This is a genomic window from Pontibacter sp. LHS2 (genome assembly GCF_058932845.1).
This window is the reverse complement of record NZ_JBZYWG010000001.1, coordinates 107,644-129,779: the sequence shown is the minus strand read 5'-3', so window position 1 is coordinate 129,779 and position 22,136 is coordinate 107,644. Positions and strand designations below refer to the sequence as shown.

22 protein-coding genes are annotated in these 22,136 nt (G+C 50.6%); 18 read left to right on the top strand and 4 right to left on the bottom strand.

Annotated elements, in window-relative coordinates; all coding sequences use genetic code 11:
* Window positions 1-2: 2 nt before the first annotated feature.
* Both AC5FX6_RS00530 and AC5FX6_RS00525 read right to left on the bottom strand, forming a co-directional pair.
* Complete coding sequence (locus AC5FX6_RS00530; protein ID WP_493595074.1) at window positions 3-872, bottom strand: pirin family protein; 870 nt, start codon at window positions 870-872, stop codon at window positions 3-5.
* 118 nt (window positions 873-990) lie between these two features.
* Window positions 991-1,647 carry a response regulator gene (locus tag AC5FX6_RS00525; protein ID WP_493595073.1) on the bottom strand — a complete coding sequence of 219 codons (657 nt, stop codon included), beginning with the start codon at window positions 1,645-1,647 and terminating at the stop codon, window positions 991-993.
* 504 nt (window positions 1,648-2,151) lie between these two features.
* On the opposite strand from AC5FX6_RS00525, the gene AC5FX6_RS00520 reads away from it, so the two are divergent.
* Window positions 2,152-2,499: an STAS domain-containing protein gene (locus AC5FX6_RS00520; protein ID WP_493595072.1), complete on the top strand. Its 348-nt coding sequence runs from the start codon at window positions 2,152-2,154 to the stop codon at window positions 2,497-2,499.
* 54 nt (window positions 2,500-2,553) lie between these two features.
* Here the strand turns inward: AC5FX6_RS00520 and AC5FX6_RS00515 are convergent, their stop codons facing one another.
* A complete protein-coding gene (locus AC5FX6_RS00515; RefSeq protein ID WP_493595071.1) occupies window positions 2,554-3,489 on the bottom strand; it encodes a hypothetical protein in 936 nt (311 codons plus the stop codon).
* Between the two features lie 330 nt (window positions 3,490-3,819).
* Here AC5FX6_RS00515 and cphA point away from each other — a divergent pair, with 330 nt between their 5' ends.
* The 13 genes from cphA (at window position 3,820) to AC5FX6_RS00450 (ending at window position 17,766) form a co-directional block, all read left to right on the top strand.
* Window positions 3,820-6,462 (top strand): cyanophycin synthetase, encoded by a 2,643-nt coding sequence (gene cphA, locus AC5FX6_RS00510; RefSeq protein WP_493595070.1) that lies wholly within the window; start codon window positions 3,820-3,822, stop codon window positions 6,460-6,462.
* A gap of 128 nt (window positions 6,463-6,590) precedes the next feature.
* The gene (locus AC5FX6_RS00505; protein ID WP_493595069.1) at window positions 6,591-7,559 is read left to right on the top strand and encodes an isoaspartyl peptidase/L-asparaginase family protein; all 969 of its coding nucleotides are present in this window, start codon (window positions 6,591-6,593) and stop codon (window positions 7,557-7,559) included.
* 179 nt (window positions 7,560-7,738) lie between these two features.
* Window positions 7,739-8,362, top strand: coding sequence for a hypothetical protein (locus AC5FX6_RS00500; RefSeq protein WP_493595068.1), 624 nt, complete (start codon window positions 7,739-7,741; stop codon window positions 8,360-8,362).
* A gap of 7 nt (window positions 8,363-8,369) precedes the next feature.
* Entirely contained in the window at window positions 8,370-8,678 is a 309-nt protein-coding gene (locus AC5FX6_RS00495; protein WP_493595067.1) for a winged helix-turn-helix domain-containing protein, read from the top strand.
* 82 nt (window positions 8,679-8,760) lie between these two features.
* Entirely contained in the window at window positions 8,761-9,099 is a 339-nt protein-coding gene (locus AC5FX6_RS00490) for a potassium transporter KefB (RefSeq protein WP_493595066.1), read from the top strand.
* A 55-nt stretch (window positions 9,100-9,154) separates the two neighbouring features.
* Complete coding sequence (locus tag AC5FX6_RS00485; protein WP_493595065.1) at window positions 9,155-10,396, top strand: hypothetical protein; 1,242 nt, start codon at window positions 9,155-9,157, stop codon at window positions 10,394-10,396.
* A 42-nt stretch (window positions 10,397-10,438) separates the two neighbouring features.
* Window positions 10,439-10,726, top strand: coding sequence for a hypothetical protein (locus AC5FX6_RS00480; RefSeq protein ID WP_493595064.1), 288 nt, complete (start codon window positions 10,439-10,441; stop codon window positions 10,724-10,726).
* Window positions 10,727-10,774: 48 nt separating this feature from the next.
* Window positions 10,775-11,065, top strand: coding sequence for a hypothetical protein (locus AC5FX6_RS00475; protein ID WP_493595063.1), 291 nt, complete (start codon window positions 10,775-10,777; stop codon window positions 11,063-11,065).
* Window positions 11,066-11,076: 11 nt separating this feature from the next.
* On the top strand, window positions 11,077-11,343 hold the full coding sequence (locus tag AC5FX6_RS00470; protein WP_493595062.1) for a hypothetical protein: 267 nt from the start codon (window positions 11,077-11,079) through the stop codon (window positions 11,341-11,343).
* A gap of 106 nt (window positions 11,344-11,449) precedes the next feature.
* Complete coding sequence (locus AC5FX6_RS00465; RefSeq protein WP_493595061.1) at window positions 11,450-12,463, top strand: NAD(P)/FAD-dependent oxidoreductase; 1,014 nt, start codon at window positions 11,450-11,452, stop codon at window positions 12,461-12,463.
* Window positions 12,463-12,786: a 2Fe-2S iron-sulfur cluster-binding protein gene (locus tag AC5FX6_RS00460; RefSeq protein WP_493595060.1), complete on the top strand. Its 324-nt coding sequence runs from the start codon at window positions 12,463-12,465 to the stop codon at window positions 12,784-12,786. The genes AC5FX6_RS00465 and AC5FX6_RS00460 overlap by 1 nt, the downstream gene beginning before the upstream one ends.
* Window positions 12,787-13,267: 481 nt before the next feature.
* A complete protein-coding gene (locus AC5FX6_RS00455) occupies window positions 13,268-14,179 on the top strand; it encodes an ABC transporter ATP-binding protein (protein WP_493595059.1) in 912 nt (303 codons plus the stop codon).
* Window positions 14,180-14,274: 95 nt separating this feature from the next.
* Window positions 14,275-17,766 (top strand): ABC transporter permease/M1 family aminopeptidase, encoded by a 3,492-nt coding sequence (locus tag AC5FX6_RS00450; RefSeq protein ID WP_493595058.1) that lies wholly within the window; start codon window positions 14,275-14,277, stop codon window positions 17,764-17,766.
* A gap of 74 nt (window positions 17,767-17,840) precedes the next feature.
* Here the strand turns inward: AC5FX6_RS00450 and AC5FX6_RS00445 are convergent, their stop codons facing one another.
* A complete protein-coding gene (locus tag AC5FX6_RS00445) occupies window positions 17,841-19,025 on the bottom strand; it encodes a Gfo/Idh/MocA family protein (protein WP_493595057.1) in 1,185 nt (394 codons plus the stop codon).
* A gap of 125 nt (window positions 19,026-19,150) precedes the next feature.
* On the opposite strand from AC5FX6_RS00445, the gene AC5FX6_RS00440 reads away from it, so the two are divergent.
* From AC5FX6_RS00440 to AC5FX6_RS00425, 4 genes are all read left to right on the top strand, one after another.
* Window positions 19,151-19,939: a pseudouridylate synthase gene (locus AC5FX6_RS00440; protein ID WP_493595056.1), complete on the top strand. Its 789-nt coding sequence runs from the start codon at window positions 19,151-19,153 to the stop codon at window positions 19,937-19,939.
* 77 nt (window positions 19,940-20,016) lie between these two features.
* Complete coding sequence (locus AC5FX6_RS00435; protein ID WP_493595055.1) at window positions 20,017-20,817, top strand: HipA family kinase; 801 nt, start codon at window positions 20,017-20,019, stop codon at window positions 20,815-20,817.
* Window positions 20,795-21,178, top strand: coding sequence for a DUF3037 domain-containing protein (locus AC5FX6_RS00430; RefSeq protein WP_493595054.1), 384 nt, complete (start codon window positions 20,795-20,797; stop codon window positions 21,176-21,178). The genes AC5FX6_RS00435 and AC5FX6_RS00430 overlap by 23 nt, the downstream gene beginning before the upstream one ends.
* A 65-nt stretch (window positions 21,179-21,243) precedes the next feature.
* Window positions 21,244-21,804 (top strand): tetratricopeptide repeat protein, encoded by a 561-nt coding sequence (locus tag AC5FX6_RS00425; RefSeq protein ID WP_493595053.1) that lies wholly within the window; start codon window positions 21,244-21,246, stop codon window positions 21,802-21,804.
* Window positions 21,805-22,136 lie beyond the last annotated feature (332 nt).

Below are 22,136 nucleotides of genomic sequence, written 5' to 3'. Positions count from 1 at the left end.
GCTTATTCAAAAAGCATCCCCATCTTGCCCATCTGGTAGTCACGCATGGCTTGCATCACCTCGGTCTGACTGTTCATCACAAAAGGTCCGTGCATCGCCAACGGCTCTTCCAATGGCTTGCCGGCCATCAGCAAAAGGCGGGTGTCTTCTTGCGCTGTCAGGCTGCAGCCATCGCCGTCACGGTTGAATAGCACCATGTTCAGTCCTTCGACCAGACCGAAACCTTCTAGCATGATCTGACCATCCAACAGGTATAAAAAGGCATTGTAGTCAGCAGGTAGAGGTATAGCGCAAGTGCCTCCGGCTTTTAAAGTGATTCTTAGAGCCATGACCGGGCTTGGGGTGCGAACAGGCCCCTGCAAGTTTTTGTAGGTGCCGGCCACAACAGCTATCTGCACGCGTTCATTGTCTTCGGTAACGGTGGGAGTGTCTTCGGCTTGCAGAGGAAAATAGGCAGGCTGGTCCATTTTGTTCGCCTTAGGAGTATTTACCCATACCTGCAGGATTTCCTGTATACCTCCCTGCTTTTGCATTTCATGGGGTGGGCGCTCACTGTGCATGATTCCTCTACCGGCGTTCATCCACTGCGTGCCGCCTGCCCACACGACACTGTCGTTGCCGCGGGAGTCACGGTGTTGCACGCCTCCCTGGTACACAAACGTAACCGGCGAAAAACCACGGTGCGGATGCGGGTCCACCCCTAGTTTATAAGGATAGTCTGATTGCGGTATCGTGGTGGTATGATGATGCAGCAGCAAGAACGGATCATGCTGCTCTACCTGACTGGTAGGCAGTGGCTGCCGGATTGGCAGACCACCCATATCTGTTTCTTCAGCAAAAAGGAGTCGGGCGACGCTACGGTTCTGTTGCATGGCGCTTTCGGTCTATGGATTGTACCTCAAGATACGAAAATACCACAACCACAGCACTATTGCCCACACCAAAACGCAAGCAGCTTGGGCGTCTATCCTTTCAGAAATCTAGTTTGTTTTAAGAGATCAATCCGCGTTGCAATGCAAACTTGATAAGTGCGGCCGTATTACGGGCTTTGGTTTTGTCCAGCAGATTTTGACGGTGTGTTTCAACGGTACGCTTACTCGTAAACAGCTTCTCGGCGATCTCAGCATTGGTATAGCCTTCACCGATTAGCGACAGCACTTCGAGCTCCCGCTTGGACAGTTCTCGGTGCTCCTCCCCGTTTCCGTTTGATGACTGAATCTCAGTTGGCAGCTGTTTCACTTTACGCAGCAGTTCCAGGGTCACATCAGGGCTGATGTAGCGGCAACCTTGCGCTATGAGTTGCAGGGCACAGTAGAGTTCGTCTTTGCCCGCATTTTTAAGAATGTAGCCGGAAGCGCCTAGTTCCATCATGCGGTTCACGTATTTTTCGTGGCTCAGCATAGAAAGTACCACGACTTTCAGATCCGGATAGCGTTTGAGGATATGGGCAGCCGTATCAAAACCATCCATCCCTGGCATACTGATATCCATTAGTACTATATCAGCGTCAACTTCGGGTAACAAATCCAGCAATTCACTGCCACTGGCAGCTTCACCTACCACACGTACAGCCACGTGGTCCTGCAGCAGTGCTTTCAGGCCATCACGCACTATTTTATGGTCATCAGTGATTATAAGGTTTATCATGTTTTAAGTTTGAGTCAGAGGTTAAAAATTGTACCTCTCTGTCCGGCAATCATCGAGTTTATGATCGTAGCAAAAAAGCCGGTTACGACATAAAGAAGAAATGATGGTTTGATGCTGACCTTTAGGAATGCCTTCCCGCCAGACCCATCTGATGACAATTTTCCTAATAAATTACTGAATGTCCAATCTCAGCTCTCTCACATTTGACTTAAATTTGAACAGTTAGCAAAAATTCAGTATTTCCTACAGCTCCTTATACGTATTAACAACAGTATCAAACAGAAATAAACAACTAACGGAACCAAATTTATACGCATTTTACGTCAAGTACTGTTTTCCCAGCATGTTACTTACTATCTTACAAGGTATAAGGAATACCAGAAGTACAGCCTGAATCATGTTTTTGCGTATGATAGGCATTATAACAAACCGCTCCTTTTTTGACTGCAAAACGAATTTCCGAAGAGTTCCGGTGGCAGTGTGAAAGGATGAAAACGACGATAGATGAAAACTTTTAGCGTTACAACAGACACGATTGGCTCAGGAGCTTTGCTCCGGTTCAAAGGAGAGCTTGACGCCAGTTCGTCTGTTTACGCCGACAATGCGCTGGAAGAAGCGATTGCCTCCTCCTCAGGTTTTGTACTAATCGAATGCAGCGAACTGACTTATATCTCGTCAGCCGGGTTGGGTGTGTTGCTTTCCGCCTTCCAGGCCTGCAACCTAAAGGAAATGGAACTGGTCATGGTGAATATGCAACCTAAAATACGAAACGTGTTTGAGATCCTGGGCCTTGATCGCCTGATCAAGTCAGCAAGTACCGTGGAAGATGCCAGGCAGATGATTGAAAAGTAAAATAAAAAGGGGCCACCATTCGGAGGCCCCTTTTTATTTTCAACCTAAAATTTGTTATCTGTCCCAGTCACTGCCAAAGCCCTGGTCCGATTGGCCCCGGCGCCGTTGCTCTCTGCGGGAGTAGTCGTAGTCGGAGCTGCTGTAACCGCCCGAACTGCCTTGGGAGCTCTGCCCGGAACTGCTACCCATATCACGCTGCGAACCGCTATTTGGTCTGTAGCCCGCATTGCCGGTGTTGCTGTATGGTCCTCCACTCCATGGCCCAGCACCACTTCCGAAATAGCCCCCCCCCATGGAGCCTGATCCACCGCTGCCATAATCGGAGCCCCGTGGGAAGCCCATAGAGCTACGACCGTAGCCACCCGATGACTCACCGTAGCCGGCTGAATTTCCATAATTGCGCTGGGAGTCGCTCAAACCTTGGTTAGCCTGTGAACTACCATACGAAGAGCTTTTAGAGGCGCCGTACTCTCCTTCACTGGAGCCTGCTCCGTAGGCGGAGCCGCTTCGTCCGTAGCTGCTGCCTTGCGAAGAGGCACCGTAGCCTTGTGAGCTGCCATAGGGGCTACCGCTTTGAGACTGTCTGCTCTGTTGCGAAGAAGTGCCATAGTCTGACATGCGGCCGCTGTAACCACTGCTTTCGCTTTGTCCTGAACGGTAGTTACCGCCATAGTTGCCACTATCAGCACGCTGTGGGCTGTACCTGCCCATGTGTGACTGACCGTAACGGCTACCTTGGCTTTGATTGCCTGAGCTGTATGCTGATGAGCGGTAGCCTCCGCGATCAGATTCGCCTGAATAAGGGTAGTGAGAATCTCCTCTTCTCTGTCTGTGACTATACTCGTCTTCATCACCAGTTATACGTTCCCAGGCATTGCTGATTTTATTGCCTAACCGATCGAATATACCGCGTTCTTCCTGGTGAGAACGATCCCGATCCTGCGAACGATAACCTCTTCTACTATAGTCATCCTGATAATCTCTTGCCATAGCTTGCTGATTAATGTATTTATAGAACTTATTAAATATGTACTTAGACAAAACTCGCTTTTATTAAACGGTTTATCTAATGGCAGGTTTTTAGTTTGACATGCTCTAACCGTTCTTTTACATAAAAGGTGTACAAATACTGATGCGGAATCAGTAGATGACAGGCTTTCTAAAATATGGTCAGGCTCATACACTCATTTTTAAAGCGACAGGTCTTCATTTACTCCTTCTGCTTTCTCCCAAAACACGTCCAATCCGTACTTATCATATGTAGGTGTCTTTTGACCGAGTCCTGCATGGCGCGGACCTGAACCTGAACTTTGAAAGCAAATGAAAATACTTGAACTGAGGATCATGCGTGGGCCTAATTACTGGTCCATCAAGCATCCTAAAATCATCGTGCTGAAGCTTGACCTGGAAAACCTGCAGGATGTTCTCACCAATGAAGTGCCACAGTTTCCGGAGCGCTTAGAGAAACTTTTCCCGGGTATGTATGAGCACCGTTCCTCGAAGGGCACACCGGGTGGTTTTTTTAGGCTGGTGCGTGAGGGAACCACCTTCAGCAAAGTAATACAACACATTGCGCTCGAGCTGCAGACACTGGCAGGTATGAGCAGTGGCTATGGCAGGCGCTATGCCGGCCCTGCAGCAGGGGTAGACTATGTGGTGTTCTCTTACCAGCAGGAGCGTGCCGGTGAGTATGCGGCCCATGCGGCCGTGCGCATCACCGAACTGATGGCCAAAGGCAAAAAGCCCAGTATCGTACAGGATATTGCCAAGCTGCACCAGATCCGGGAAGACGAGTACTTCGGCCCGAGTACAGAGGCGATCGTGTCTGAAGCGGTGAGCAGAGGTATACCTTACATCAACAACCAGCGGAGCGGCCTCATACAACTGGGCTATGGCATACACCAAAAGCACATTCAGGCTGCCATGACTTGCCGCACCTCCTGCTTCGGGGTGGAAAATGCCGGCAACAAGAACGCGACCAAGCTGATACTGGACGACGCAGGTATACCAGTGCCACGTGGCAGCATCGTGACTGACGCAGACGAATTGGAAGAGGCTGTGGAAGAACTGGGCTACCCCATCGTGGTAAAACCATTGGATGGCAACCAGGGGAAAGGCGCCACTGTCAACATCCATACCTGGAAAGAGGCGCAGCGGGCTCTCACTGAAGCCCAGTGCTACTCTAAAAACGTGATGGTAGAGCAGTTCATCACCGGTGACGATTACCGCCTGCTGGTGATTAACGGCAAGTTCATAGCGGCTGCCAAGCGCACACCGGCCATGGTCACCGGCAATGGCATCTCAACCATACAGCAATTGGTAAAAGAGGTTAACAAAGATCCCCGACGAGGTATAGGTCACGAAAAGGCACTCACCCATATTAAGGTAGACAAGCATACCCGCAGCCTGCTCAAAGACAAAGGCCTGACGCTGCAATCGGTGCTACCCGAGGGCGAAGTGCTCTACCTGAAAAGCACTGCTAATCTCAGCACGGGTGGTACCGCTACGGACGTGACGGATCTGGTGCACCCTTACAATGTACTGATGGCAGAACGCATCGCCGGCATAATTGGGCTCGATGTGTGTGGCATCGATGTCATGACGACTGATATAGCCATACCCCTGCCCGAAACACGCGGCGCCGTGATCGAGGTCAATGCCGCACCAGGCCTGCGCATGCACATCTCCCCTACCGAAGGCCTGCCCCGCAATGTAGCCGAGCCGATCATCAACATGCTCTTTCCGCACGGTAGCCCGACCCGTATACCTATAGTGGCGATCACAGGTACCAATGGTAAAACCACTACTACCCGCCTGGTGGCGCACATGCTCAAGTTTAAAGGTTACCAGGTCGGCTATACCACCACCGACGGCATTTACATACAGGATAATAAGATCATCAAAGGCGATACGACCGGCTCATTCAGCAGTGAGTTTGTGCTAAAAGACCCTACCGTGAACTATGCTGTGCTGGAATGTGCACGGGGGGGCATGCTGCGTTCTGGCCTGGCCTTCCGGCAGTGTGACATTGGCATCGTGACCAATGTGTCGGCTGACCACTTGGGGCTGGGTGACATCTACACAGTAGAGGAAATGGCTGATGTGAAGGCTGTGGTCCCCCGCACCGTGTGTCAGAATGGGTATGCCGTGCTTAATGCCGATGATGACCTGGTCTACGATATGGCCACCGGTCTGAGCTGCAAAATAGCCTTATTCAGTCTGGACGAAAACAATCCCCGCATCCTGCAGCACATCAGCAAAGGTGGACTGGCCGCCGTACTCGAAAACGGATACATATCTATCTTCAAGAACACCTACAAGATCCGGGTCGACCGGGTGGCGGATATTCCGCTGACATTTGGGGGACGTGCCCGCTTCAATATTCAAAACGTGCTGGCAGCAACGCTGGCCGGCTACATCAACCACTTCGAGATAGCTGAGATCAGAACAGCCCTGCGCACCTTTATACCTTCCGCTGAAACCACGCCGGGCCGCATGAACCTGTTCAAGTTACCGCGTTATGAGGTGCTTATTGACTATGCCCACAACATCGCCAGCATGGAGGCCATTGCCGACTTTATAGACAACGTGCATGCAAGCTACAAGATAGGCATCGTAGCCGGTGTGGGCGATCGTCAGGAAGAAGACACGATTGAGATAGGCAGGATCGCGGCAGAGACGTTTGACGAGATCATCATCCGGCAGGATAAGGACCTGCGCGGCAAGACCGGACAGGAGATCAACAGCCTGATCAAGCAGGGCATCATGTCTGCCAAACCCAACATGAAAGTAACGGAGATCAACCAGGAAACACGTGCGCTCGCACATGCCCTGGAGTATGCTCCGGAGGGGGCTTTCATAGCCCTTTTTTCGGAGGATATTCCAGAGTCAATTAAGCTGGTGGAAAGTTTCCGAATCATCGAGCACCGACACATTTCCTCACTGGAGCAGGACTCGTTTTAGATAGGCTTCCGGCATGCAGTAACTATCCTTAGTTTTAGGGACAGCCGCTGCATGCCGGGCTTTTTCTGCCCAAACCGGAAAAACAACACATCGTATTATCATGACTCACCTAAATGAAACGAACTACAATGAAAAAATTTGCAATCGCGATACACGGGGGTGCCGAAAGCATAAAACCAGGAGAACTCGATAAGAAAATGGAAACGCTCTACCGGGAGGGACTGGAGTCAGCCCTGCAGGCAGGCTATGAGGTACTGGAGAAAGGTGGCAGCGCACTGGATGCCGTAGAAGCCGCTGTTAACAGCATGGAGGATAACCCTGTATTTAATGCCGGACGGGGTGCAAGCCTTACTCAGCGCGGCGAGGTGGAATTTGATGCGGCCATTATGGATGGCAATACCCTGCGGGTTGGCGCCACGGCAGCAGTACGCTATGTCAAAAACCCGATCAGCCTGGCTAAAACAATTTTGCAGAAGTGCGACCATTGCCTGCTGGTCAGTACCGGAGCAGAAGAGTTTGCACTTCGCCACAAGCTGGAGCTCAGGGAACCAGAGTATTTCGTATCTGCTGAAAAAGACGAAGCCTGGCGTGAATTGCAACACAAGCAATCAGAAAAGAAAAAAACCATGCCCGGCTCTATGGCTGACACGGTAGGCGCTGTTGCCCTGGACATCAATGGAAACCTCGCCGCAGCCACTTCCACAGGCGGACTGACAGGACAGCTTAAAGGCCGGGTGGGCGATACCCCGATCATTGGTGGCGGCACCTTTGCCGATAATGAAGTCTGTGCCGTGAGTTGCACCGGCGAGGGTGAAGTGATCTTGCGCGGCGTGCTGGCGCATGAAATCAGTGCGATGGTCAAGTATGCAGGCAGTTCGCTGCAGAAGGCGGCAGATCACGCTGTGAACCTACACGCCGATAAACTACAGGGCGATAAAGGGATACTGGCCATGGATACGGAAGGCAAGCCTGCTTTCGCTTTCAACACAGGTTTCATGAAGCGTGCTTACCGGTCAGCAGATACCGAACCGTTTGTGGCTTTATGGGAGTCGGAAAAATTCAAGCCAGTTGCCAGGCTAAAAGAAATGGAAAAATAGCCTGCTGCTGCATACGCTATACCTGACGAGCGCTGTATAACCGGATACACAGCGCTCGTCTTCTTTTGTAACGCTGTGCAGATATCAAACGACCTTATATAGATTTTTTAAATTTATTTAGCCCTGGGGCTTGACTTTACGTAAAGCAATATTAACTTTGAAACTCAAAGTACTTTATAATGAACCAGCAGCAAGACCAGTTAGAAGCCCTGCATGAGATCCGTAACATCATGGATCGCTCCTCCCGCTTTATCTCCCTGAGCGGATTGTCCGGCGTATTTGCAGGCCTGTCGGCGCTGGCCGGTGCGGCTGTGGTCAAGTGGTACTTCACGCAACACAGCATCAATTACTACAATGACCTGACCAGCAACTTCAGTCGTAATAATGTCCTTTTTGTGTTAGCGGTAGCCGTTGGTGTATTGGTACTGGCATTCAGTACGGCCACCTATTTCACGGCACGCAATGCCCGCAAAAAGAACCAACGCACCTGGGACAATCAATCCAGGCGACTGGTTTTGAACCTGGCTATACCTTTGGCTACAGGAGGTGTGTTTTGCGCTGTTCTGCTGTATCATGGCATTCTATACCTGGTAGCACCCGCCATGCTGGTTTTTTATGGACTGGCGCTGCTCAATGGCAGCAAGTATACCTTGGGCGATATTCGTTATCTGGGTATTATTGAGATCATCATTGGTCTGGTTGCCTGTGTGTTTGTAAGCTATGGCCTGATGCTCTGGACCCTGGGCTTTGGCATCCTGCACATTGTATATGGCGCGCTGGTGTACTTTAAATACGAACGCTAGCAGACCGGTGAAAGAGTATCTCGAAAATATAAACAAGGCCTTCGAAAGCAAGGCGCGGCTGGGCATTATGTCAGTGCTGATGGTAGAAGACAGGGTGGATTTCAACACCCTGAAAGAAACCCTGCAACTGACCGATGGCAATCTGGCCAGTCACCTGCGGGCGTTGGAGGAAGCCAAATACCTGCAGGTGGAAAAGCAGTTTGTGGGCCGCAAACCCAATACAACTTACCATGCAACGGATGCTGGCCGTGAGGCTTTTAAAAGTCACCTGGATGCGCTGGAACAGTTGATTTTGAATAACAGGCAAAGCGATTAAATTTTTTTTGTCGCTTTACTTTGAAACTCAAAGTACTTTAACAACACTCAAACATAATTCATAATCTTTAACTCAAATTAAGATGGTACAGCAACAAGATTTTCAAAACCAACCTGTGCAGCTAGCTGCTGCAGGTAAGCGAGCCCTGTCAGGCGCCGTGATCGGACTCGCCTTGATCAGCCTCTTTCTGGCTGGTGTCAACTCACCTGACCCTGCCTGGGGAAAGCTGTGGATGATCAGGCCCCTGATTATTGTACCTATGGCTGGTGCGCTCGGAGGTTTGATCAATTACTTTCTACTGCAGTATCACCACAAGTTTGGAGTCCACAGAGCAATTGCCATAATCCTTAGTGCAGTGATTTTTCTGGTTGGTTTATGGCTTGGCTTTGTGCTGGGTCTGGTAGGCACGCTCTGGCATTAAGAGGCAAGTGTCAAACCGCTCACTTAATTATGAAAATTAACCCACAAGCAGCCCCATGAAAGAGCAAATTTTATCTCATCTTGACAATCCCGGGCAGTTGGAGAAACTGTACCGTTCCAATAAGGCCGGCTTTAAGCAGGAGTTCAGCGGCTTATACCCACAGCTACAGGACAAGGCACTGGCAGCGTTCTGGTACGAAAGGCTTTACTATGAAGCAGAAGAGGTTTTCTGGCGCTTCAACCGGGAGTTTCTGTTTATCGTGATCGCTGCGCTGGTAGCAGGTATACTGGTCAAGCTGCCGGCTATCTTCCCGATCAATGAGGAGTTCTACTATCCCCGCAACATTGCCTTCTTTGTATTTCCTGCTTTGATGGCCTACTTCGCCTGGAGAAACAAGGTGCCTGCAAACAGACTAGCTCTTATCGGTGGGATCACGACAGCCTGTCTGATCTACATCAACGCACTGCCGGACAATCAGAGCGATACACTGGTTCTGGCTTGCATTCACCTACCCTTGCTACTGTGGGTACTGCTGGGCGTATCCTACGCGGGCGATGAACTCCACTTGGCCGACAAGCGCCTCAGCTTCCTGCGCTTTAACGGTGACCTGGCGGTGATGTCAGCGTTGCTGGTTATTGCAGGTGGTCTGATGACAGGTATCACGATTGGCTTGTTTGCGCTGATCGGTCTGAGGATCGAGGAGTTTTACTTTGAGTACATCGTGGCTTTCGGTTTGCCGGCTGTACCGATCGTGGCTTCCTACCTGACCCAGAACAATCCGCAGCTTGTCAACAAAGTGTCGCCGGTTATTGCCCGCATCTTCAGCCCGCTGGTGCTGGTCATGCTGGTGATCTACCTCGGAGCCATCATCTACTCCGGCAAGGACCCTTATAACGACCGGGAATTTCTGATGCTTTTCAACGTGCTCCTGATCGGGGTGATGGCACTCATCTTCTTTTCGGTGGCGGAGAGCACGAACCGGTCAGGCGCTCTATCGGCTGTATGGGTGCTGCTGCTGCTTTCTATCGTGACAGTGGTCGTGAATGGCATTGCACTGTCTGCTATTTCCTTCCGCATTTCGGAGTGGGGCATCACACCCAACAGAGTCGCTGTGATGGGCGGCAACGTCCTCATACTGGTGCACCTGCTCATCGTAACGGTCATGCTTTTCAAAGCCGCCACAAAGAAGGCAGCCATCACGGAGGTTGGGCGCTCCATCGTGCTCTACATTCCGGTTTATTTTGCCTGGACCATCGTAGTCGTTTTCCTTTTCCCCCTGATTTTCGGCTTTGAATAACTCGCAGTAAACATTCATTCTATCATAAAAACAAAACACCTTATGGAAAAATCATTGCAAATCGGGAGTGTCGTCAGCTGGCTGTTTGGCTTCCTCTTTCTGGCTATTGGGTTTATCAATACTTTTTGGGGAAATGATGCCGGCTATGGCCTTTTTGTTATCATCCTATCCCTTGCCTACTTCCCTCCTATGACTGCTATCCTGCAGGAGACAACAGGCTTCTCTGTTCCATTGCCAGTCAAGATCATACTAGGCATCTTCATCCTGTGGTCTGCCGTGGGAGTGGCCGAACTGCCAGACAAGATCGACCTGATGCTGAAGGACTTGTAACACAATTGAATTAGAAATAAAATCATTTTCATCATTAACAATACAGATATGGTAACGCAAAACAAAAGACTTATCGGCATTATACTCACAGTAGTGTTTTTGCTGCTCATCCCGCTTGTCGCGATGCAATTCACCAGCGAAGTAGACTGGGATCTGCGTGATTTTCTGATCATGGGTTTTCTGCTGCTTAGCACCGGACTCGCTGCAGAACTGGTCATCCGGAAAGTGAAAAGCACCGAATCCCGGCTCATCATCATCGGGGTCATTCTCTTGGCCTTCTTCCTCATTTGGGCAGAGCTGGCAGTCGGTATATTTGGTAGTCCATTTGCGGGAAGTTAAGCAACAGCCACATGAAAGCTCAAACCTTAACCTCTAACCTACTCGGCTGGCTATTCGGCATGGTAGTGGCAGCAGTGGGTGTCCTCAATCTGATATTGGTACATCCTGTGCCGGGCATCGCATACCTGCTCATCTCCTTCGTCTATTATCCGCTAACCAATGACTACCTCCAGCGACACCTGGGCTTCTCGATTCCGGTTGTTCTGAAGGTCATGCTGGCCATCGTGCTGGTCATGTTCACACTGGGTGTAAGTGACCTGGGCGATATGATTGATTGACCTGAATTTTCTTTTGGTCGCCGCATTATAACAGAAATTGCTATGGATGCTTAACACATGGCCGTATCTTTACGGTAGAAATTGATCGATCAAAAGACTAATTTAAATGGACAGAATAACAACTGATATATGCATTGTGGGGGCAGGCCCGGTGGGCCTGTTCGCCGTGTTTGAAGCAGGCTTGCTCAAAATGCGTTGCCACGTGGTAGACGCCCTGCCCGTGGTAGGTGGACAGCTAGCCGAGATATACCCTAAAAAACCGATCTACGATATACCTGGATTTCCGTCAATTTTGGCCGGTGAACTGGTAGACAACCTGATGAAGCAGATCGAGCCTTTCCACCCGACGTTCACTCTGGGTGAGCGTGTGGAAGAACTTGACAAGCAAGAGGACGGCTCGTTCATCGTGCGCACTTCCGAAGGCACCGAGATCGCTTGTAAGGTAGTGGCCATTGCCGGCGGACTTGGTTCGTTTGAGCCGCGCAAACCAGCCATCGAAAGCCTCGAAAGTTTTGAGGGCAAAGGCGTGACCTACATGGTGCGCGACCCGGAGCTATTCCGCAGCAAGAAAGTGGTGCTGGCTGGCGGCGGTGACTCTGCCCTGGACTGGGCCATCTACCTGGCTGGCGTAGCAGAGGAACTCACATTGGTTCACCGCGGCTCTACCTTTAGGGGAGCACCGGAGTCAGCTGAAAAAGTGCTGACCCTAGCCGAGGAAGGACAGATTAAACTGCTGCTTAAGTCGAATGTGACGGATGTGCAGGGCAACGGCAAAGTAGATGCTGTGACGGTGCTGATCGACAACCAGACCGAACACAAAATCGAGACAGATTACTTCATTCCGCTTTTCGGACTGGTGCCAAAGCTTGGCCCGCTTGAGAACTGGGGACTGGAACTGGAGAAGGGTGCCATCGTGGTAAATACCTTCGACTACTCTACCAATATACCGGGTGTATACGCAATCGGCGACATCAACACTTATCCGGGCAAACTCAAGCTGATCCTGTGCGGTTTCCACGAGTCAGCCTTGATGGCCCAGAGCGCTTACAACATCATTTACCCGGACAAGAAGTTTGTGCTGAAATACACGACCGTGAACGGCATACAGGAGCTGAGCTAATGGAGGAGCTGATCAACATACACGTAGAGCTGCCAGACGGTAGCCGCGTGACGCTGGAAGCGCCGACTGACATGGGCCTTTCCGTAATGGAAGTGATGAAGGCGAATGAACTTGAGGTGCCTGCCATCTGTGGTGGTATGGCCATCTGTGCTACCTGCCATGTGGAGGTACTCGAAAGCGCCGAACTGCCAGAGCCTGGCGACGACGAAGCCTACATGCTCGAAACCCTGCCACACGCTACTGCAACCAGTCGTCTCTCGTGCCAGCTGCGCGTGAACCCTGACCTGGATGGGCTGGTGGTGCGACTGATGCCGGAAGCCTAAGCGCTATACCTATACCTGAATAATCGGAAAGCCATACCTGCAAGGGTATGGCTTTTTTGTTTGGCTATACCTGCGTACTACTCCTTTCATTCTATCCTCTCTTGTCTAACTGTATGGTCTGAAAATTTGAGATTAAAATGCCCTTATCCTCAACACTATTCCTTTCCCTATACTTATAGAGCACCTCAGACCACCACCATAAAACAGAGAAATAAGGAATAGGCTACTCCCTTTTCAGGATTAAAACTGGCTGGTTTATAGACAAAAAATCTTCTTTGGTCGAATAGTTATTATGCTAGTTTGCATTACATAGTACTATGTGGTACATTAGATATAACTCTTCAGCTTTTTAGCAAGACTGCTGGGAAACGCATTCCTAGTCATAACATAAATAAAGCTATGCTCCCTTGTCTTGCTACAGCATGGCTTTGTACTTCAGTTCGCAGGACGCAATCAAGACGGCAGCTAACAAAATAAACCTATGGCACTACAAATCTCCAACATCTCCAAAACATACGCCAACGGGGTGCAGGCGCTCCAAGATGTTACGCTCACCATTCCCAATGGCATGTATGGCCTTCTTGGGCCTAATGGCGCTGGCAAGTCCACGCTCATGCGAATTCTGGCTACCCTACAGGAGCCGGATACAGGAAGTGTCCACCTGGGTGATATTGACGTGTTGAATCAGAAGGAGGAGGTGCGTCAGACGCTGGGCTACCTGCCACAGGAGTTTGGGGTTTACCCTAAGGCAAGGGCTGAAGATTTGCTCGACTATTTTGCGGTACTCAAAGGCATCACCAACCGGTCCTCCCGAAAAGAAGTGGTAGAAGCCTTACTGAAACAGACCAATCTTTGGGAAAAGCGCAAGCAGAAACTTGGAGGCTTCTCGGGTGGTATGAAACAACGTTTTGGGGTGGCAGTGGCCCTGTTGGGAAACCCAAAGCTGATGATTGTGGATGAGCCTACGGCAGGACTGGACCCTGCCGAGCGGGTACGCTTCCTTAACCTGTTAAGTGAGTTGGGTGAGAACAGCGTGGTACTACTATCAACGCATATAGTAGAAGATGTGAGCGAACTTTGCACCCGGATGGCGATCATCAACAAAGGGCAGATACTGCAGGAAGCGGAGCCACTTAAAGCAGTAGAGGAACTACAGGGAAAGATTTGGCGCCGCATTGTCGAGAAGAGTGCACTTACCCAGTTGGAGCGGGAGTATAAGATCATCTCTACCAAACTGCTAAGCGGACGAACGGCAGTGCATGTCTACAGCGAGGAAAATCCCGGCAACGGCTTTGAACCGGTGGCTCCCGATCTGGAAGACGTGTATTTCACCACCATGGCTGGACATGACCAAAAGCAGGTGATGCAACAGGAAAGAGAGGTGCAGCTATGATACTCTGGAAGATCTTTCGCTTTGAATTCGCCTACCTGATAAGGCGCGTCTCTACCTGGCTCTATTTAGCAGTTCTGCTTGCTCTTACATTTATTATGGCGCTAGGTATCAAACCCGGTGATGGCATATACCCTAACAATACCTTACTCATCACGGCTATTACTGTCATTGGTGGCTTTCTCTGGCTAGTGATCGGCGCATCCACAGCTGGGGAAGCAGCAGCCCGGGACGTGCAGACACGGATGCATCCTCTTGCATACACAACCCCAGTTACAAAGTTCAGCTACCTGGGCGGACGGTTTCTTGCTGCCTTTGCGGTGAATGCGCTCCTGATACTCTCTTTACCATTAGGCACGCTGCTTGCCTTCTACTTGCCAGGTTTGGTTGAGGAGGGATTATTACCGTTCAGGCCATGGGTTTATGGGAATGTCTACTTCCTGATTGCCTTACCGAGTGTTTTTATCGCAACAGCGCTTCAATTCACCTTTGCTGCGCTGAGCCGCCAGGTGATGGCCAGCTATTTAGCCAGCTTGCTGTTAGCCCTTGTTGCCCAGATTATCGCGATTACGGTGGCAAAACTCTTCGGGAACTGGGACCTGGTGAAGTTACTGGACCCGGTTGGTGTCTCGGGTATTATAGGCAATGAACTGCAAACCTGGACGCCCACCGAGAAAAATACGCGACTTGTTTTGCTGGAAGGCATGTTTCTTCTCAATCGCGTCTTATGGCTTGGGGTTGCCATTGGTTTACTGTGGCTTACCTACATTCGCTTCAGTTTTACCACTCCTGAAACGAGCAGCTGGTGGAGTCGCTTTAAACGGCGACCAAAAGCACAGGTCAACACACTTGCTGAAGCCCCAATAGTTAGAGTAGCCGCGATCAAGGTTCCGCAGGTACAGCGAAGCTTCGGCGTTTCCACCTGGTTCCGTCAGGCGCTTATAATTGCCTGGGTATCTTTTAAGAAAATAGCCACGCACCCAGTTGGACTGACGCTGGTAGGTGTTATTGCCCTGGTCTCCGCCGCATTCGGCGATCGCATCATGACTCAGTTTGGGATTCCACTGATACCTACTACCCAGCAAGTAGTAGATTTCCTGACTGCCCCGGTAAGCAATGTCAGTACTCCATGGGTGGTCATACCGCTACTTATCATGTACTTCGTTGGCATGCTTGTTTGGTATGAAAGGGATGCGGGCATAAGCGATATTGCGGATGCAACACCGGTACCGGAATGGGCTCTATTGACTGGTAAGTTTCTAGGGGTGAGCTTTATCATCGTAGTATGGATGGCACTGCTGATGGCCGCAGGTATAGGGATGCAGTTAATGTTGGGCTACGACAACTTGGAATTAGGCCTATACCTGCAGGCACTCTTCGGACTTCAGCTCCTTGACTACCTGCTTTTTGCCCTGCTTGCCCTGGTAGTCCACGTCGTGGTGAATCAAAAACATATTGGTTACCTGGTGGTGCTGTTGGTTTACAGTTTTATGGCCTTTCCTTCCTATTTCAAAGTTGAGCATAACATGCTCATTTTTGGAGCAGACCCGGGGTGGTGGTACACCGATATGCGTGGCTTTGGACACACGCTAGGGCCCTGGCTGTTGTTTAAGCTATACTGGATAGCCTGGGCTTTGCTGTTAGCTGTGGCAGCGCGATTGCTTTGGGTGCGGGGAAGAGAACAGGGTTTGAAGCGCCGTCTTCAATTAGCACATCACAGTTTTACAAAGTCCACAATTTGGGTTGCCGTGATAGGTATAGGACTTGTTGTAACCTTGGGGAGCTTCATTTTCTATAATACCAATGTACTGAACGAGTACCAGACCGGTTCCGACATATTGGAACGGAAGGCGGAATACGAGCGACGCTACGGCCAGTACAGAAACAGTCCACAGCCTCAACTAACGGCTACTAAACTGCACGTCGAGCTTTACCCAGACCAGCAGAAAGCCGGGATCAAGGCAGCGTTTACATTGGTGAATAAGGAGTCATTACCCCTGGATTCCATCCATCTAGGGAGTGTTTCGGGCGTAGCGTTTGGTGATGTTAAATTCAGCCGGCCAGCTGCCAGCGTGCTGGTGGACAAAGAACTCAGCCACTACATTTATACACTAGAGCAACCACTACAGCCTGGCGATTCGCTGCAATTAACCTTTGTAGTGGACTATAAACCACATGGATTCAATCAAAACGGCGCGAACACATTGGTAGTAGAAAACGGCACCTACTTTACAAATTTCGACCTGCTCCCCTCTATTGGCTACCAACACTACAGAGAGATAGATGATGCAGTCCTGAGGAAAAAGCACAAGCTTGCAGCACGTCCAGCGCTACCATCTCTTTATGACCGGGAGGCGCGTAAAAAACCAGTCAGCACAGATCAGATCACGCTTGAAGCCATTATAGGTACCGCGAAGGGTGAAGTAGCCGTTGCGCCGGGGTTGTTGCAAAAAACCTGGACAACAGGTGACCGCCGCTACTTCCACTACAAAACGGATGTGCCGATAGGGGGCGAATACAGCATTTTATCAGGTGACTATAAGGTGCAGGAAAGTAAGTGGAAGGATGTCGCGATCAGGCTTTATTATCATCCGGACCACAGCCAAAACATTGACCGAATGCTCCGAAGCGTAAAAGCTTCGCTGGCTTATTTTACGGAGCAATTTGGGCCTTACCCCTATAACTATCTGACGGTAGTAGAGCGTGCTGGCCCAGGTGGTGGCGCAACTGCCGATGCGGGCATTATCTACTATGGAGAGCAGCATCCTTTGATGAACCCTGATGACAGTCCGAGTGGTTTTGACCTTCCTTATTACATTCTGGCGCACGAAATAGGGCACCAATGGTGGGGTATGGCCAGACTAACGCCTGCAAACGTCGAAGGAGCCGGTGTGCTGATTGAAGGACTTGCCGTTTACTCGGGCATGCAGGTGCTGGAAAAGAACTATGGGGATGGTCATTTGCGGCAATACGTGGATTTTCTGCATTCTTACTTTGAAATGCCCCGCTCCCTTGCAACTGCTTCATTACTCAGGGCTAATGAAGACTTTTTATACTACCGAAAAGGTGGACTTGCTATGCATGTTCTCAGCAAGTACATAGGAAAAGAAAAGGTGAACAGTGCGCTGCGGTCGCTGCTCCAGAAACGCACGTCAGGCGAGATCTCCCTGCCGACTACCCTTGATCTCTTCCAGGAAATCCAGCAGGTTACCCCTGATTCTTTGAGTTACTTGTTAAACGACTTGTTCAGGGAGAACACCTATTGGCGTCTCAAAACAAAACAGTTTGAGGCAGCGCAATCGAAGGATGGCAACTGGCTGGTGACGCTGCAGGTGCAGGCGCAAAAGGTAGTAGTGGACAGTACGGGTAAAGAAAAAGATGTACCGATGAATGACTGGCTGGAGGTCGGCATTTATGAAGAAGGCAAAGGGTTAGACGAGCCGCTATACATGCAGATGCACCGCATCCGGTCTGGCGTGCAGACTATACAAGTGACAGTACCACGAAAGCCCGACCGCGGCGGTATAGATCCGAACAAACTGATGATTGACCTGAGACTGGATGATAATTTGATACAGCTCGGCGGGTAAGTTACACTTTAAGCCACTTGCAATACAAGGGTGTTGTAATGTCTCTGACAAACCTGAATAGAGATTACACACCCTTACCCGCCATACCTGATTTCTACCCGCTTCCCTCCTACATTGGCAGATTCATAGATCGCCATGAGCACACGCATATCGCGCAGACCCATTTCGCCGGGCACGATCGATGGCTGGTTTTTCATAAAGCTCTGTGCCTGCCCGTCCATCTGCCGTACCTGCTCAAAGATATTTGGCAGGTCCATCCTGCCTTCATGGGTCTCCCCTTTCTTTCCTTCGTAAGCATAGGCCGGGCTTAGTTTCCACCATCCTTTCTCGGCTTTTGCGCTGAGTACATTTTCATCATCAGCATAACTGGTGTTACATTCCGCTTTTACACCGTCTTCAAATTCCATCTGCCAATTGATGGACTGCTCCACACTGTGAAAGTAATTGGGTTTTGTCACCTTCCCATACCTGGCGGTAACTGCTACCGGCGGCTTGCCCATGGTATAGATCGCCCCTTGCACACAGTAGATACCCAGGTCCATAAGCGATCCACCGCCAGCAAGCTCTTTGTTCAGTCGCCAGACATCCAGACTGCCGTTGGTCATATCAGAACTGTTGCGGGCTTCGATCTGCTTTACCTTACCGTATACCTGTTTCTGCCCCAGTTCCATTACCCGTTGGTGGAAAGGCTCGAAATGCAGACGGTAGCCAATGGCCAGTTGCACTTTATTCTCACGGCAGGCATCGAGCATGCGCTGCGCATCCTCCACAGTAGTGGCCATGGGTTTCTCACAGATCACATGTTTTTTGGCTTTTGCTGCCCGGATAGTATACTCCGCATGCATAGCCTTTGGTAGCACCACATACACAATGTCGATGTCCTTGTTGTTGGCTATCTGGTCGAAGTTGTCGTAGGAGTAGATGTTTTTATCAGGTATGTTGTATTTCTTTTTCCAGGCCTCAGCCTTGGAGGGTGTGCCAGTTACGATACCTGCCAGGTAGCAATGCTGCGTTTCCTGCAGGGCCGGCGCCAGTTGGTTGGTGCTATACTGTCCGAGTCCGACGAGGGCAATCCCCATTTTCTTTTGCTGTTGTGCGCCCGTTTGCGCAGCACCCTCTTCATGGGCCAGACCGCCACTGTACTGGTCCATACTTTGTGATAGAAGCGGCATACCCAGCAGCGTGCCACCCAGGGTGAATGTAAAGCCTTTGAGAAATTTGCGTCGATCGGTTTGTAAGTTGTAATGGTTTGTTTTCATGCGCATGGTATTTGGAGAATACTAAAAAAACGCGCTGCACCCGTATATGTTTCGGATTGGGGAAGCTGTCTTGCTGATACCTGGGATATGCTTACCTTTGTCACTGTCATATTATTACAGTTCTTTTGTCAACATTCCTTACCGAGTCCCTGCTTATACCTTTTGGCGAAGCTGCAGCGGCCTATGCCCTGCCCGGGAAGTTTAGCAATCCCTTCCGCTACACACCACATGCGCTTGCTTTGCTGGCTTCCGAAAAGCTGCAGCAGCACCTCATGCAGCAGGCAGACTGGGATCACAATTTCGGCCTGCAACCCGGACAGGGTGGTGCGATCATCGGGAAGATGTTTGGCGTGCTGGTCGTGAAAACGACACAGGAGGAACTGGGCTTTCTGGCTGCCTTTTCGGGAAAGCTGGCTGGTAGTTTTCACCATCCTGCCTTCGTGCCTCCCATATTCGATTCGCTCACGGAAGGTAGTTTTCTGAATACTGGCATGCGTGAACTCACTCGCATCAATCAGGAGATATGCGCCCTGCAGGAGCAAGGCTCTACCGCAAACAGTACCCGTATTGACGAGTTGCAAAAGCTACGCAAAAGCAACTCGATTGCCCTACAGGCGAAGCTTTTTGATCAGTACCATTTTCTGAACCAGGCTGGCGAAGCGAAAAGTCTGCGTGACATCTTCCTGCAAACAGCCAACAGCAACCCACCTGCCGGAGCCGGTGAGTGCGCTGCTCCCAAACTGTTACAGTATGCCTTTCAGCACAACATGCAGCCACTGGCGCTGGCAGAGTTCTGGTGGGGCTTGTCGCCTAAATCGGCCCACTGGAAACACGGTCACTTCTACCCGGCTTGCCGCGAGAAATGCGAACCTATTCTGGTACACATGCTACAAGGTATACCCCTGGCTGAATAGACTGAATAAGGAAGCAATCAGGCAGATTTTACAGGACACGCAAAGCATGCCCGATACATTTTTCGTATGTTGCAGCTATGAATCACAGATCACCAGAGATCCGGACCGTCAACGTTGTCCGCTACGTCACGCCTTTGCGGGAGGGCGGCTCGCTGCCTGCCATTGTGGAGGCCGATGACGAGTTCCTGTACGTGCTCAAGTTCCGGGGTGCCGGACAAGGTATAAAAGTGCTTATTGCCGAACTGATTGTGGGCGAGATTGCCCGTGCGCTCGGCTTTCAGATACCCGAGATTGTCTTCATGCACCTCGACGAAGCCTTTGGCCGCACCGAACCCGACGAAGAGATACAGGACCTGCTGCGTGCAAGCGAAGGCCTCAACCTGGGCTCCCACTACCTGCAAGGCGCCATCACCTTCGACCCGGTAGTGACAACCATCGACACGGAACTGGCCTCTCGCATCGTCTGGCTCGACGCACTGGTGACCAACGTGGACCGCACGGCCCGCAACACCAACATGCTCATGTGGAAGAAAGAACTCTGGCTGATCGACCACGGCGCCTCCCTCTTTTTCCACCACTCCTGGGACAACTGGGAAGAGCAGGTCAAGCGTCCTTTTGCCATGATCAAAGACCATGTGCTCCTGCCACAAGCCACTGCATTGGAAGCCGTTGATAAAGCTGGTAAAGAGATCATGACGACAGCCCGCATCAACGAAATTCTGGCACTGATACCGGATGAATGGCTGACTGGTGTGGAGTCGCCTTTTGCCACAGCCGAAGAGCACCGCCAGGCTTATGCCCGCTTCTTTGAAATACGATTAGCCCATTCTGACATTTTTGTGAAAGCCGCCCAGCATGCAAGAGAGACACTTATTTGAGTACGCCGTCATACGGGTGGTGCCACGGGTGGAGCGTGAGGAGTTTCTGAATGTCGGTGTTATCCTGCTTTGCAGTTCGCAAGGCTTTCTGCAAATCCGCTATACCTTGGACGAAGCGCGATTGAAAGCCGTGTTCGGTGAGCTGGACATGGAGGAGTTGCGGGCCCGTCTGCAGGCCTTTGAGAAGGTATGCGCCGGTCGTCGCGAAGGCGGACCGATCGGTCAGTTAGGCACAGCCTCCCGTTTCCGCTGGCTCACGGCCAACCGCAGTACCATCGTACAGACTTCGGCCGTGCATCCGGGAAGATGCCTTAACCCACTGGAGACATTGGAGAAACTACACCAGGATCTGGTTTTGTAGCCTGCTATTTTGCAACGCAAACTATCCCGCAATTTGTTATATTCGCATAGACCAAAATCCGAGGTATGAACATCTCCCGCATCGTCACAATTGTTTTAACGCTAGGCGCTATCATTTTTCTGGTCATCATTCTGTCCGACCCTTATTTCTTTACTGACACTAAAAAGATACAGAAAACTGCTGAAGCCAAACTTGAGGAAGGTATTTTGGGCAACAAAAATGCCTTTAAAGAAGCTAGTTACTACCTGAATTCGTTAATTGAGCAGGGTGACGGCGACCGCAAAACCTACGACCTGCTCTACTGGAGTTACCGCTATGACAAGAACTTCGCTCAGGCTGAAATAGCTTTAAATGATGCTTTGGATGAGTACCCGGAAGATCTCGGCTTTCTATACCACCGCGCTGAGATGCGATTGGAACTGGGCAAGTATGAGCAGGCGCTGGAAGATTACAACACAGTGATCGACCGTGCTGGTCAGGAGGCTTTCTTGCAGGACGCCTTGTATAGCCGTGGCGCTGCCAGGTATAAGCTTGGGCAGGAAAAGGAAGCGGAAGCAGATCGCTTGAAAGCGCAGTCTCTTACCCGGGATACTTTGCAGGTGTATAGCGTGTATTTTAAGGAATAAGGTATAGCCTGCTAGTTTGTGACTGGCTTAAGCTATGCTTTAGGTATAATAAACCGACTTGTTCTATAGCTTCGCCTGTGCGGCGGGCCCTCACTTTTTTCCTTGATGAAAAAATCGAGGGCCCCTACCCCCAGTAAGCAAAAAAATCAAGACGCTCCAAATCGAGGGCCCCTACCCCCACTCGCTGAACGCTCTCGACAGGGGGACCCCTTCACCCCCAACAGTGGAGCGCCGTAATGTGCACCTGGCAAGTGTGATTTGTTTCATAGCTAAAGGGGCAAGTTAGTCTTGCTATACCTGCCAGTGGTATGTACTACAGCGCTTATACCTGA

Excerpts from the sequence above, each read along its gene's own strand:
- AC5FX6_RS00520 (WP_493595072.1), top strand. The coding sequence starts at position 2,152 with ATGAAAACTTTTAGCGTTACAACAGACACGATTGGCTCAGGAGCTTTG.
- AC5FX6_RS00500 (WP_493595068.1), top strand. The coding sequence starts at position 7,739 with ATGAACCAGCAGCAAGACCAGTTAGAAGCCCTGCATGAGATCCGTAAC.
- AC5FX6_RS00465 (WP_493595061.1), top strand. The coding sequence starts at position 11,450 with ATGGACAGAATAACAACTGATATATGCATTGTGGGGGCAGGCCCGGTG.
- AC5FX6_RS00505 (WP_493595069.1), top strand. The coding sequence starts at position 6,591 with ATGAAAAAATTTGCAATCGCGATACACGGGGGTGCCGAAAGCATAAAA.
- AC5FX6_RS00470 (WP_493595062.1), top strand. The coding sequence starts at position 11,077 with ATGAAAGCTCAAACCTTAACCTCTAACCTACTCGGCTGGCTATTCGGC.
- AC5FX6_RS00475 (WP_493595063.1), top strand. The coding sequence starts at position 10,775 with ATGGTAACGCAAAACAAAAGACTTATCGGCATTATACTCACAGTAGTG.
- AC5FX6_RS00455 (WP_493595059.1), top strand. The coding sequence starts at position 13,268 with ATGGCACTACAAATCTCCAACATCTCCAAAACATACGCCAACGGGGTG.
- AC5FX6_RS00515 (WP_493595071.1), bottom strand. The coding sequence starts at position 3,489 with ATGGCAAGAGATTATCAGGATGACTATAGTAGAAGAGGTTATCGTTCG.
- AC5FX6_RS00530 (WP_493595074.1), bottom strand. The coding sequence starts at position 872 with ATGCAACAGAACCGTAGCGTCGCCCGACTCCTTTTTGCTGAAGAAACA.
- AC5FX6_RS00435 (WP_493595055.1), top strand. The coding sequence starts at position 20,017 with ATGAATCACAGATCACCAGAGATCCGGACCGTCAACGTTGTCCGCTAC.
- AC5FX6_RS00525 (WP_493595073.1), bottom strand. The coding sequence starts at position 1,647 with ATGATAAACCTTATAATCACTGATGACCATAAAATAGTGCGTGATGGC.
- AC5FX6_RS00430 (WP_493595054.1), top strand. The coding sequence starts at position 20,795 with ATGCAAGAGAGACACTTATTTGAGTACGCCGTCATACGGGTGGTGCCA.
- AC5FX6_RS00425 (WP_493595053.1), top strand. The coding sequence starts at position 21,244 with ATGAACATCTCCCGCATCGTCACAATTGTTTTAACGCTAGGCGCTATC.
- AC5FX6_RS00445 (WP_493595057.1), bottom strand. The coding sequence starts at position 19,025 with ATGAAAACAAACCATTACAACTTACAAACCGATCGACGCAAATTTCTC.
- AC5FX6_RS00480 (WP_493595064.1), top strand. The coding sequence starts at position 10,439 with ATGGAAAAATCATTGCAAATCGGGAGTGTCGTCAGCTGGCTGTTTGGC.
- AC5FX6_RS00485 (WP_493595065.1), top strand. The coding sequence starts at position 9,155 with ATGAAAGAGCAAATTTTATCTCATCTTGACAATCCCGGGCAGTTGGAG.
- AC5FX6_RS00490 (WP_493595066.1), top strand. The coding sequence starts at position 8,761 with ATGGTACAGCAACAAGATTTTCAAAACCAACCTGTGCAGCTAGCTGCT.
- AC5FX6_RS00460 (WP_493595060.1), top strand. The coding sequence starts at position 12,463 with ATGGAGGAGCTGATCAACATACACGTAGAGCTGCCAGACGGTAGCCGC.
- cphA (WP_493595070.1), top strand. The coding sequence starts at position 3,820 with ATGAAAATACTTGAACTGAGGATCATGCGTGGGCCTAATTACTGGTCC.
- AC5FX6_RS00450 (WP_493595058.1), top strand. The coding sequence starts at position 14,275 with ATGGCGCTAGGTATCAAACCCGGTGATGGCATATACCCTAACAATACC.